Origin of the sequence: Bartonella tribocorum, assembly GCF_002778015.1 — a bacterium.
Classification (GTDB): Bacteria; Pseudomonadota; Alphaproteobacteria; order Rhizobiales; family Rhizobiaceae; genus Bartonella; species Bartonella tribocorum_B.
Genome location: NZ_NJPP01000021.1, coordinates 16,424 through 28,333 on the forward strand (window position 1 = coordinate 16,424; position 11,910 = coordinate 28,333).

Here is an 11,910-nt window from a genome sequence, read left to right on the forward strand (position 1 = left end):
AATAAGATTGAAATGGTGAATATACTTTAGTTAGGGGGGGGGTAGATTCGCAGGGCCTTTTATAATTTGAATTAAGAAAGGGTGTTCTTTTGTTACAGTCGGTGTTGTTTGCGTAATGAAATCAAATACTTGACCGTCTTGTAGACCATAGTTAGCAACTTTTGAAACTTGATTGTTTCCATTGAAGTAAATAGCTAAAACTTTGCGATCTATAATTTTTGTTTTCATAAATTGCATTCCACGATAGCGTGTCTGCGAGATGTAATAAAAAACTTCATTATCATATTTTGTTTTTAATGAAGGGGTTCCTAAAGCTAAAAGAACCTGCTCTTGACTTGAGCCAATAGAAATAGAACTCAGAGCATTTTTATCAAGAATATAGCCTTCTCTATAAATTTGGCTTGTCCCCGAAGAGTCAAGAAAAGTACACCCCGCAAGTGTTACGATGCTTGCTATTGATAAACCCACCAACAATTTACGTTTGATTAAGGCCATTATGTGAGGTATTTGAAACAATGATATCTCCTTTTTATACTGAGATGCACGACAAGAAGGCAACCCCAAGTTTTTTCTAAACTTTAGCTTAATCTACCGTAGCTTACATTGAGTTTCCCTGTTATAAAACAAATTATGCCATATAGAATTTCTTTAGAAAAGAAAAAAATGAATGAAATGTACTTGAGCTAAATAAAAGCACAGTACTTTATAGTTTTTTATGTTTGGGAGTTATCAATGAATGTTCAAAATGTTTCTCAAATGGCATTTGCTTTGGTTTATCCAATCTCTGTGCGTTCTCTCCCTACTAAAGGTATAAGAGTTCATTTTTGTGCAAATAAAAAAGAATGTACACATTTAGCTCAGAACCATGATTTAGTTGAAGTAAAATCTTGTGAGGGAAAATTCCATATTTTTCCGTGGAAAAAACGCGGTGTGCGTATAAAAGGTTTGTTGCAAGCGCGTATAGTACAGTTATGTGTTGTTACATTAGAACGATTAGAAAATATTCTCCGTGAAAATATTGAGGTTGTTTTGGTTCCTGAAGATTCAAATTTGATGAAGCCCAAAATAACAGAAGATACACGAGAATTGTTTTTAGATGTGGAGGGGCTTGATACGCCGGAAGTATTTTATGATGATAAAATTGATATTGGTGTAATCATGGAAGAATTTTTTGAGTTGTCTATTAATCATTATCCACGTAAAGAGGGGATAAAGATGCATGTGGTAGAAAATTTAGAAGAAGCAGAGCAAAAGTTCTCGCCATTTTCTGTTTTGAAAAGTTGGAAGTGATTGTAAAAACATAAAACAATTATCTATTGTATGCTACGATAAAAACGGTATTTTCTGCGGAATTGTTTTCGCAGGTGTATTTTATGAGTATTTAATTACCAAAAATCATAATATGTATTTTAAAATGTAAATAAAAAGATGTGGGATATGCAAGCGTGATTAGAATTTCTGTGGATGTCATGGGTGGTGATTATGGTCCAGAAGCAGCTATTGCAGGAGCGGCAATTGTCCAAAAATATTTATCAAATATTTATTTTCTGTTTTATGGGATAGAGGAGGTTGTTAAGCAGGTTTTAAAAAAATATCCCTGCTTGGWTTCCGTGTCGCGCTTTTATCCTACAGAAAGCTATACACGCATGGATGAAAAGCCAAGCCAAGCACTTCGCAATGGACGTGGTAAATCATCAATGTGGTATGCCATTGAAGCGGTAAAAGAGGGTGAAGCTGATGCCTGCGTTTCTGCTGGTAATACGGGGGCACTGATGGCCATGTCTTATTTTTGTTTAAAAATGTTGGCAGAGGCTGAACGCCCTGGTATTGCGGGCATTTGGCCAACACTTCGCAATGAAAGTATCGTTTTAGATATTGGAGCAACGATTGGTGCATCTGCTAGTCAGTTGGTTGATTTAGCGGTTATGGGAGCAGGTATGTTTCGCGCTTTATATCACATTGAAAAACCAAGTATTGGACTTTTAAATGTGGGGGTGGAAGAGGCTAAAGGGCTTCATGAAATAAAAAAAGCAGGAATGATATTGCGTGAAGTGCAATTAGAAGGATTAGAATATAAAGGATTTGTTGAGGGCAATGACATTGGAAAAGGGACTGTCGATGTTGTTGTAACAGAAGGATTTTCTGGTAATATTGCTTTAAAAACTGCAGAAGGGACTGCGCGGCAGATAGCAGAGATTTTAAATTCTGCAATGCGCAGTTCTTTTTTAACATCTCTTGGTTATTTTTTATCGCGGCGTGCTTTTCGTACACTGAAAAACAAAATGGATCCCGATAGGGTGAATGGAGGAGTGCTTTTAGGTTTGAATGGTGTTGTCATAAAAAGTCACGGCAGTGCGAATGCTAATGGTTTTGCTTCTGCTATCCGTGTTGGCTATGAAATGGTTAATAATAGACTCTTACAAAAAATAACGGCTGATTTACGGCGGTTTYATGAAAATAAAGAAAMACTTTTTGATCAGGAAGATGAAAMGGCGATGAGTGGAGAATCCTTATGATGAGTTCTTATAATGGAAGTAAAAAATCTGAAGAAAAGGTGAGAGCTGAATGATTCGATCAATTATACGTGGTGTAGGAAGTGCTTTGCCGAAAAGAAGTTTATCAAATGATGAGATTGCAAAATTTATTGAAACATCAGATTCATGGATTGTTCAACGTACAGGAATACATCAACGTTATATTGCCAATGAAAATGAAACAACGGTTTCTTTAGGCGTTGAAGCTGCACAAGCAGCTCTTATAAATGCTGGTCTTACGATAAAGGATATTGATTGTATTATTTTAGCAACCTCAACGCCCAATCGTACTTTTCCTGCTTCTGCTGTTGAAATTCAGCATGCTTTGGGAATGAGGCATGGATTTGCTTTTGATATTCAAGCTGTTTGCTCTGGTTTTATTTTTGCTTTAACAACAGGGGATTCTTATTTACGCTGTGGAGCAGCTAAAAGAATTTTAGTTATTGGATCTGATACATTTTCTCGAATTTTAGATTGGAAAGATCGTACGACATGTGTTTTATTTGGTGATGGTGCAGGGGCTGCTATTTTGGAAGCACAAGAAGTTGAGGGGGATATTGCTTTTGAGCGTGGTATATTGTCTGCGAAACTGCGTTCTGATGGCGCTTATATCGATAAGTTGTATGTTGATGGTGGACCTTCAACAACACAAACGACAGGCTATTTGCGTATGGAAGGACGAGAAGTTTTTAAACATGCTGTTGGTATTATAACGGATGTGGTTGATGATTGTTTTGCAGCTGCAGGTATGGATTCTTCACAACTAGATTGGTTTGTACCTCATCAGGCGAATAAGCGCATTATTGAAGCATCTGCTAAAAAACTGAGAATTTCACCAGACAAAGTTGTAATTACCATTGATCAACATGGTAATACGTCTGCAGCATCAGTTCCGTTGGCTTTAACAACAGCTCTTTGCGATGGAAGAATAAAAAAAGGAGATCTTATTATGTTAGAAGCCATGGGAGGTGGATTTACATGGGGAGCAATTCTTATTCGTTGGTAAATCATGGTTACTTGACCATATTTGAATAAGACGTATAAGTCATGTTGTAATTTTTAATATTTTGATAGGTGGTTATAATGACAAGTAAGACAGTAACGCGTGCAGATTTAGCGAGCGTAGTTTGTAAAAAGGTGGGCTTGTCGCATACTGAATCAGCAGCTTTGGTAGAATTGGTTTTGGATGAGATTTGCAACTCACTTGTAAGAGGTGAAGCGGTAAAGTTATCTTCTTTTGCAACTTTTCAGATTCGCAGTAAAAATGAACGTATTGGACGCAATCCCAAAACAGGTGTTGAAGCACCTATTCCGCCGCGACGTGTTGTAACATTTAAGGCTGCAAATATCCTTAAACAGAGAATTTTAGATTCGCATCGTGCAAGACAGAAAAATGATGTCTCATAAATAAACGCCATGGTAATGTTTGGTGTTTGTTAAGAAATGTATAAAATGAAGACCCGTGTTTTTGTAAAAGACTGTTTAGTAAATCGTCAAGGTCCTATTTTTAACTAATCTTGTTGAGAAATTAAGACGGAATGAATCATTATCGAATCATTTATCGTGTTTTAGATAAGGTGTTGCGAAATGGATAAAAGCTCTGATGCTTTTCGTACAATTAGCGAAGTGGCGGAATTATTGGAGCTTCCGCAGCATGTCTTGAGATTCTGGGAAACACGTTTTAGGCAGATTAAGCCAATGAAACGTGGGGGAGGAAGGCGCTACTATCGTCCGGTCGATGTTGATTTGCTCAATGGTATTAAGCAGTTATTGTACGATCAGGGTTATACAGTAAAAGGTGTGCAGCGTCTTTTGAAAGAAAATGGTGTTGCGTTTGTGACTGCATTTGGGAATGGCGATCTTGATGCCATGAGTGTTGTCATAGAGAAAAAACATGCAAGACAAACTTTTGAAAATACCAGCAATAAGCCTAAAAAGTCTTCTTTTGGGCTTTTGAGTTTTATGAGGAATGAGGGAGAAACCTCTGTTGGTTCTGTAAATCTTTACAAAGATAAAACCGATAAAGCATTGTTGCAAGAAATCCTGTTTGAACTCATTGAATGTAAGCGTGTTCTTGATAGAGCGCGATAACAATAATATTATATGTTACTTCTTTGTTAGCAAAACATGTGTTTTAAAAATTTTTATAAATCAATATTTAGCGTTTAGCACAGTAATGTATTTTATAGATATTTAGATATTTTATAAATGTGGCCCGAGCTTTATATATTAAACGAGTAACGAATATACCATGTGTGTGTGGCTGAATATTTTTTGAGTAAGAGTTTTTAATTTTGTAAAAAATATGAAGAGGGAAAAAATGAATGCTGAATTTTATTTTCCTCCTTTGATTTGGCTTTATAGCTCTTAAGAGAAGTTAAAGCGATATCTCGTCAGTGTAGATTTTGGGGTGCTTTTATAGAACGTTATTGGGTTTTTAATTCTCATACTTGTTTTAATGAGACTTTTATGAGGGCTTTCAAGCCCATTTTGCGACAGTGTTCATGAATGCTATAGTGTTAAATTTATTGAGCTCTGCTCTTTTTACATTTGTGAAGCAGTAAGCTTTGCACCATCACACACTCTATCAGTGCCTAATTTTGCAACAAACCCTTGGAATTTGAAACGGTTTAGGCATTTTTTAGTCCTTTCTAAATAGTTTTTTATCCACGCGGGTGTGATTCCGCTTGTCATGTGCAAACGTATGATTTTGATTGCTGTAACATAAACAGATCTAAAATGAGAGAATCCTATGATATTCAAGATTCTTGTTTAATATGAATAACGGTAGATTATCATTATATATAAAAGTATTGTGTTTTTTTTATAAAGGTATATCCCATGAAGAAGAGACATCGTTATTCGACTCATTTACGCATTTATGGTAATCCTGTTTTTAACTTTCTTGCTTGATGGTGATGCCATTATCACAACAATCTATTCATGAGGGTAGCATTATCTTTCTGTTATAAAGATAAAAGATCATGCTATGAGTTATTCGTATTTAATGATCTACAATTTTTACACTTAAAAAGCTTATAGCTCTTACATTAAACTTTTTCATCAATTTACCTCGTAAAGTGTGATCACGTGGTTTTGACTGATGATCGGTAATCATATATCAAACCAAAAAACACGATACGATTAAATCATTTGATCGTGTACAAACATTAATGATTTATTGTAAGAAACTAGAATCTCACCATCTTCCATGATGTTATGCATTTATTACACGCTGTAAATCTGGAGGCATAGCCTCATTTAAGAGTTGCTTAATTGCATCTTCTACAGATAAAAAAGTTTGATTTTGACTTCCTAAGCGACGCATATTTACGCTGTTTGTTTCGGTTTCACGTTTGCCACAGACCAAAATGACAGGAACTTTTTGTAAAGAATGTTCTCGTATCTTATAGTTAATCTTTTCATTGCGGAGATCTGTTGTTGCAGAAAGCCCAACAGCTTTCAGTCTTGCTGTTATTTTTTGGGCGTATTCATTTGCTTCAGATGTAATTGTTGCGACAACAATTTGTTCAGGAGCAAGCCAAAGCGGCATATGCCCCGCAAAATTTTCGATTAATATACCAAGAAAACGCTCCATTGATCCAAAAATGGCGCGATGGATCATAACAGGCTGGCGTTTTTCTGAATCTTTATCAATATAGAATGCACCAAAACGTTCAGGAAGATTAAAGTCTATTTGTGTTGTTCCACATTGCCATTCACGACCGATAGCATCCTTTAATGTATATTCAAATTTTGGACCATAAAATGCCCCTTCACCCGGAAAGATGCTTGTTTTGATTTGTCCTGCAAATTTTGTTTCTATTGTTTTAAGGACAGATTCCATGATGCTTTCTGCATGATCCCATAAGGCATCAGATCCAACTCGTTTTTCTGGACGCGTTGAAAGCTTAAGACTAATTTCTTTAAAACCAAAATCCGCATAAGTTGATAAAATAAGATCATTAATACTGAGACATTCATCAGCTAATTGTTCATCAGTACAAAAAATATGCGCATCGTCTTGTGTAAAACCACGCACACGCATAAGACCATGTAAAGAGCCTGAAGGTTCATAACGATGAACAAGACCAAACTCAGCAAGTCTAATAGGCAAATCACGATAAGATTTTAAACCATGTTTAAAAATTTGCACATGACCAGGACAATTCATTGGTTTAAGGGCATAAACATTCTCATGGTCTGAATCTTCTGCTGCTGGAATTGCTTTGAACATGTTTTCCTTATACCAGCCCCAATGCCCTGATATTTCCCAAAGTGATTTATCCAAAATTTGTGGTGCATTAACTTCGGCATATTGATGATCATCAAGGCGTCTACGCATATAGTTGATCAAATTTTGGAACATTTTCCAGCCTTTTTTGTGCCAAAAAATCATACCTGGCCCTTCTTCTTGAAAATGAAATAAGTCCATTTCACGTCCCAAGCGGCGATGATCACGTTTTTCAGCTTCTTCTAGCATATGGAGGTAGGCTTTTAAGTCATTTTCATTCGAAAATGCTGTTCCATAAATTCTCGTAAGCATTGGATTATTGGCATCACCACGCCAATAAGCTCCTGCGACTTTCATTAATTTGAAAGCATTTCCAATTTGTCCTGTAGATTGCATGTGTGGCCCTCGGCAAAGATCAAACCACTCCCCTTGATAATAGATTTTTAAATCTTGATTGTCAGGGATGCTCTCAATAAGTTCAACTTTATAAAATTCCTTCTTCTCAGAAAAAATTCTTTTTGCTTTTTCACGAGACCAAATTTCTTTTCTAAAAGGTTTATTGCGTTGGATAATTTCACGCATTTTTTTTTCAATGACGGTGAGATCATCTAATGTGAAAGGTTGTTGGCGTGCAAAATCATAATAGAATCCATTTTCAATCACAGGGCCTATTGTTACTTGCGTTTCAGGAAAGAGTTCTTGCACTGCTTCAGCAAGAACATGGGCACAATCATGCCTTATGAGCTCAAGAGCACGTGAATCTTCTCGGGTAATAATTTCTACTTGACCAGATTGTCCTAATGGATCCGATAGATCTCGCATGATGCTATCAAGACTATAGGCAACAGCTTTTTTTGCGAGTGATTTGGAAATGGATTCTGCTAGTTCCAAGCCTGTCATTTCGGCGGGGTAATTACGTTTTGAACCATCGGGAAAAGAAAGAGAAATAGAGCAAGACATAAAAACACCCCTTTAATCCAATTCCGCCAACGATTGCGGATGGTTTCGTGAAAACTGAGTAAAAAGCTTATAGACTAATTTTTTATCAATACATATGAAAAAAGAAAAGGATTATTTGTTGTGTTTGTCAGAAATTTTCCAGTAACGCCAAGGTTTATAAAAACAGCAAGAGCGTCCAAGCGAGGGAGGGACTGGATCAAAGCCATCTGTTCCAAAGGGGCCACAACGCATAATACGAAAGAGTCCCATCCATGCGCCTGCCCAAAGCCCATGGCGTGCGATCGCTTCATATATATATTCTGAACAAGTTGGGGCATGGCGACACTGATTGCCTATAAGACTCGAAAGCGTTATTTGATAGAAACGTATTAAGAAAATACCCAACAATCGTCCAGGTGTTTTTCGCCAAGTACCTGTGTAATTTCGGGTCATTTTTTTTTGTCGAAACTGTGATTTGAGCATTTATCTTCTTCAATTTGTTGAATACAGTCTATCGTTGCATCAAAGGGTAGTAGTGTTGCAGCATGGTGCACTTTATAATCTTTAATGGGCTGTAAGCAAGAGAAAGCCTCAAAGGGAGCTTGAGGAGAAGGACCATTCTGCGTTAACATTTGATAGATAACTTCACGTAATATTTTAAGATCTTGTGTTGTTTGTCCGATGATATGAGATGCTAAAAGTGATGCTGAGGCTTGCCCTACCACACATGCGTGTATTTCATGAGAAAAATCCGTAACGATATGGTCTTTTACCTTTAAATCTACAGTGATTGTTGAGCCGCAAGGATGTGCATGCTTTTTTGATGTTGCATCAGGATTATTAAGACGCCCAATTTTGTCTATATGTGCAGCATATTCAAGTATTTTATCACTATAGATATTATCACTCATGCACTATTGCCTGAAATTTATAAAAGACGTGATTGTTTAAACTTTTAATTCGCTTATATAGAGATTATACGAAATGGAATAAGTCTGCAGCAAATATTTTGTATCAGAGTAAGGTTGGAGTTTTTGAATGCGTAATATTTTAAAAGAAGGCGCAAAGGATTCTTTTTTATCTGAGGAAAAGCGTCCGAGTATTGAAGAGGTGGAAGAAGCGATTCGTACATTACTCTTATGGATAGGCGAAAATCCAAGTAGAGAAGGGCTTTTAGAGACTCCAAAACGTATAACCAAGGCATATCGGGAGCTTTTTAATGGTTATCGTCAATCAGTTGAAGAAACTTTAGGAACAGTTTTTGAAGAGGTTTCAGGGTACAATGAATCGGTAATCGTAAAAAATATCCCTTTTTATTCGCACTGTGAACATCATATGATCCCAATTATTGGGAAAGCGCACATAGCCTATCTTCCTGATGCAAAAATTGTTGGTCTTTCAAAAATAGCGCGTGTTGTCGATATTTTTTCTCGTCGTTTACAAACACAAGAAGCTATGACAGCGCAAGTGGCTCATGCTTTAGAAATGCATCTAAAACCTCGTGGTGTGGCAGTATTGATTGAGGCTGAGCACATGTGTATGGCTATGAGAGGAATCCAAAAGCAGGGGTCTACAACAATTACGAAAAAATTTCATGGTTATTATGAAAAAGATCAAGCTGCACAAGCACATTTTATGCTGATGGTTCAAAAATCATAGTTAAAGCCCATATTTTTCAGTAATCTTTATTAAGTTATAAATCATCCGGATAAAATAAATTATGGGAAAGAGAAAATAGGCTTGTACCTTTCTTTCTGATTTGTTAAAGGCTGAAAACTAAAATATTTTGCTAAACCACGTGCGGTCGTGGCGGAATTGGTAGACGCGCAGCGTTGAGGTCGCTGTGGGGCAACCCGTGGAAGTTCGAGTCTTCTCGACCGCACCATTGGCAGTTAATTTCTTTATAACGAGAAGTTGTATAGAAAAAGGGGGAGATCTATGCGAATTATAGAAAAATCTTTCCCATTATAGAAAAATCTTTTTTTGTGTGTTACTTTTTGGCATTTTAGTCATATTTTATTACTCTATCTGTGCATTGTTTTTATAGGTGGGGTGAAGTTGCAGTGAGAAGTATTGTGTTTTTTAGGTATTTAACACTTTTTATTGGTGTTTCTTTATTATCAGCATGTAGCGATTCTCGTGCTGTCCTCTGGCATGGGGTGCACGCAACTCCTTCTATGATTGCAGTAGAAAGAGAAGTTGAGGGAAAACCGATTTCTCCAAAAGCCATCGTTCCAGTGTATGTAGCAACAAGTCGTAGGATGCAAAATAATTACGCTCAACCTTATGGCTCAGAGCGATCCAATAAAGTACATTATAATCGCGTTGACGTAGGAATTCCACAGCAACATGTAAAGGGAGTTGTTGAAATAAATGCGTATAAACCCACGCATGATAAGTATTTTGCAGCAGTAGCATTGCAAAAGTACGATAATAAAGAACAGTTTAAACAGCAATTAAATGCTGCTTTAGAAAAAAAGCCAAAAGGAAAAAGAGAAATTTTTCTTTTTATTCATGGATATAATAATAATTTTGCAGACGGTACATTTCGTACAGCACAGTTTACACACGACTATTCTTTAAATGTTGTCGCTGTACATTATTCTTGGCCTTCTGCTGGATCAGTTCCCCTTTATATTTATGATCGTGACAGTGCTAATTTTGCCCGTGACGGATTGATGGAACTTTTGACACTTATTAGTGAAACCAATGCTGATCAGATTTCGGTTATTGCACATTCTATGGGCAATTTTGTTATAATGGAAGCATTTAGAACTTTAGCTCTACAGGGAAAATATAAACCTATTCGTCGTATTACAAGTTTATTAATGGCTGCACCAGACATTGATATTGATGTATTTGAGCGCCAACTTAATGATATAAAAAAGCTTCCACAGCCAACAGCAATTTTAGTATCCAGAGCGGATAAGGCTCTTGCTGTTTCAGGACATCTTACGGGTGGACATCATCGTGTGGGTGATGGCTCAGATATTGAAATGTTGCGTAAAAATGGAATAACTGTTCTTGATTTCTCCCATGTGGATGGGGGAGCACATAATGTCTTTGCGTCTTCGCCAACATTAATGGCTCTTTCTCGAGAAGGTTCTTTGGCTTCAACAATTATGCAAGGTACGGAATTGTCACCTAGTCAAGCTCTTCTTGCAGATAGTAGTAGTGTGTTGGAAAAAACAACACATCTTATTCTTTATACACCTTTACGTTTTCTCTCTCCACGGATTCTAGGTAGGTAGAAAAAAGAGAGGAAGGAAGACTATCGAATAATGCATTGGAGGAATATTTTTTAGCACTTTCTTTAGAATGACTTTGTAAAATAAAAGAAATAGCGGGCTGAGTATAAAAAACAGTTATTAGGTGAGTTTGTGATGATTGCACGGAAAAGCCATATCAATACGCCTACAGTTGTTAATTATTTATCTCATTCCGCAATTAAGTTATTAGAAATTCATGCTATGCTTGTGAAGGTGAGAAAAGGTGATATGGGGGAAAAACCAAATTTATTGCGTCAAATTGATTCTACCAAAAAACAATTAGATGAAATAAGCCATGCTCTTATTTTAGAATATCGTAAACGCCAAGAAAATGAGCGCTTTTTAAAACAAATTTTGCTCTCCATCTCCGATCAACTTTTTTCACTTAACAATGGGTTTAAGGAAACTGGACGTCTTTTTTTTCAAGAAATTAGAATACTTCAATCTCAGATTCAATGTTTATATGAGGGAAAGGAGAGGCTGCATTTATTGAATAGCGAAGAATCTGTTTGTTCTCCATCAAAAATTGATGAAGTCATTAAACAGTTACAAAAAGCACGAGAAAGGCTCATTGTTGAAAGTCCACATCTCTTTGAGAAAAAACAGGAAAGCTAAACAATAAAAGTTCTTTGAGTTAAGCGGATAGATAATTAATTTTACAGAAAACAATGCTGTTCACGATGGGTTGGGGTGGACAATTTAAAGATCTTTCGTTGTACAAAGGTTGATGTGCGCTTTTCCGCAATCATCACTGGATCACCTTCGTTATCGACACTGAGAGGATAACCATCCACTTCATCCAAAATCAGATAACGAATAGGCATAGAACGTAGACCAGCTGCACTGTTCGCTCCTGTAAGCATCAGTGCTCCACCATCAAACTCTTTCGAAAACATGGTATTCCCGCTGTCACGTGCTCGCGCTGGGGCTATGC

At 36.7% G+C, this 11,910-nt stretch carries 12 protein-coding genes, 1 tRNA gene and 1 pseudogene; 9 read left to right on the plus strand and 5 right to left on the minus strand.

The features are described from left to right. Positions 1-30 precede the first annotated feature (30 nt). Positions 31-507 (minus strand): outer membrane protein assembly factor BamE, encoded by a 477-nt coding sequence (locus tag CEV08_RS06290; RefSeq protein WP_100130850.1) that lies wholly within the window; start codon positions 505-507, stop codon positions 31-33. Positions 508-732: 225 nt separating this feature from the next. On the opposite strand from CEV08_RS06290, the gene CEV08_RS06295 reads away from it, so the two are divergent. The 5 genes from CEV08_RS06295 to CEV08_RS06315 all read left to right on the plus strand — a co-directional run bounded on the left by CEV08_RS06295 (position 733) and on the right by CEV08_RS06315 (position 4,625). Further along, positions 733-1,290, plus strand: coding sequence for a hypothetical protein (locus CEV08_RS06295; RefSeq protein ID WP_100130839.1), 558 nt, complete (start codon positions 733-735; stop codon positions 1,288-1,290). 155 nt (positions 1,291-1,445) lie between these two features. Then, positions 1,446-2,516 (plus strand): phosphate acyltransferase PlsX, encoded by a 1,071-nt coding sequence (plsX, locus tag CEV08_RS06300; RefSeq protein WP_100130840.1) that lies wholly within the window; start codon positions 1,446-1,448, stop codon positions 2,514-2,516. A gap of 49 nt (positions 2,517-2,565) precedes the next feature. Next, positions 2,566-3,540, plus strand: a complete 975-nt coding sequence (locus CEV08_RS06305) for a beta-ketoacyl-ACP synthase III (protein WP_100130841.1) — start codon at positions 2,566-2,568, stop codon at positions 3,538-3,540. A gap of 77 nt (positions 3,541-3,617) precedes the next feature. Then, positions 3,618-3,941 (plus strand): integration host factor subunit alpha, encoded by a 324-nt coding sequence (locus CEV08_RS06310; RefSeq protein WP_100130842.1) that lies wholly within the window; start codon positions 3,618-3,620, stop codon positions 3,939-3,941. A 180-nt stretch (positions 3,942-4,121) separates the two neighbouring features. Further along, the gene (locus CEV08_RS06315) at positions 4,122-4,625 is read left to right on the plus strand and encodes a MerR family transcriptional regulator (RefSeq protein ID WP_100130843.1); all 504 of its coding nucleotides are present in this window, start codon (positions 4,122-4,124) and stop codon (positions 4,623-4,625) included. A gap of 1,126 nt (positions 4,626-5,751) precedes the next feature. Here the strand turns inward: CEV08_RS06315 and thrS are convergent. The 3 genes from thrS to CEV08_RS06330 all read right to left on the minus strand — a co-directional run bounded on the left by thrS (position 5,752) and on the right by CEV08_RS06330 (position 8,618). Further along, entirely contained in the window at positions 5,752-7,728 is a 1,977-nt protein-coding gene (gene thrS, locus CEV08_RS06320) for a threonine--tRNA ligase (protein WP_100130844.1), read from the minus strand. Positions 7,729-7,839: 111 nt separating this feature from the next. Beyond that, a complete protein-coding gene (gene yidD / locus CEV08_RS06325; protein ID WP_100130845.1) occupies positions 7,840-8,190 on the minus strand; it encodes a membrane protein insertion efficiency factor YidD in 351 nt (116 codons plus the stop codon). Next, the gene (locus CEV08_RS06330) at positions 8,157-8,618 is read right to left on the minus strand and encodes an iron-sulfur cluster assembly scaffold protein (protein ID WP_100130846.1); all 462 of its coding nucleotides are present in this window, start codon (positions 8,616-8,618) and stop codon (positions 8,157-8,159) included. The genes yidD and CEV08_RS06330 overlap by 34 nt, the downstream gene beginning before the upstream one ends. Before the next feature lie 127 nt (positions 8,619-8,745). Here CEV08_RS06330 and folE point away from each other — a divergent pair, with 127 nt between their 5' ends. The 4 genes from folE (at position 8,746) to CEV08_RS06350 (ending at position 11,591) form a co-directional block, all read left to right on the plus strand. After that, the gene (gene folE / locus CEV08_RS06335) at positions 8,746-9,366 is read left to right on the plus strand and encodes a GTP cyclohydrolase I FolE (protein ID WP_100130847.1); all 621 of its coding nucleotides are present in this window, start codon (positions 8,746-8,748) and stop codon (positions 9,364-9,366) included. Positions 9,367-9,507: 141 nt separating this feature from the next. Next, positions 9,508-9,592, plus strand: a tRNA-Leu gene (locus CEV08_RS06340). A gap of 178 nt (positions 9,593-9,770) precedes the next feature. Beyond that, on the plus strand, positions 9,771-10,958 hold the full coding sequence (locus CEV08_RS06345) for an alpha/beta hydrolase (RefSeq protein ID WP_100130848.1): 1,188 nt from the start codon (positions 9,771-9,773) through the stop codon (positions 10,956-10,958). A gap of 132 nt (positions 10,959-11,090) precedes the next feature. Further along, positions 11,091-11,591, plus strand: a complete 501-nt coding sequence (locus CEV08_RS06350; protein ID WP_100130849.1) for a hypothetical protein — start codon at positions 11,091-11,093, stop codon at positions 11,589-11,591. 59 nt (positions 11,592-11,650) lie between these two features. Here CEV08_RS06350 and CEV08_RS06355 read toward each other — a convergent pair. Then, positions 11,651-11,910: pseudogene (locus CEV08_RS06355) on the minus strand (phage terminase large subunit family protein); the annotation flags it as partial.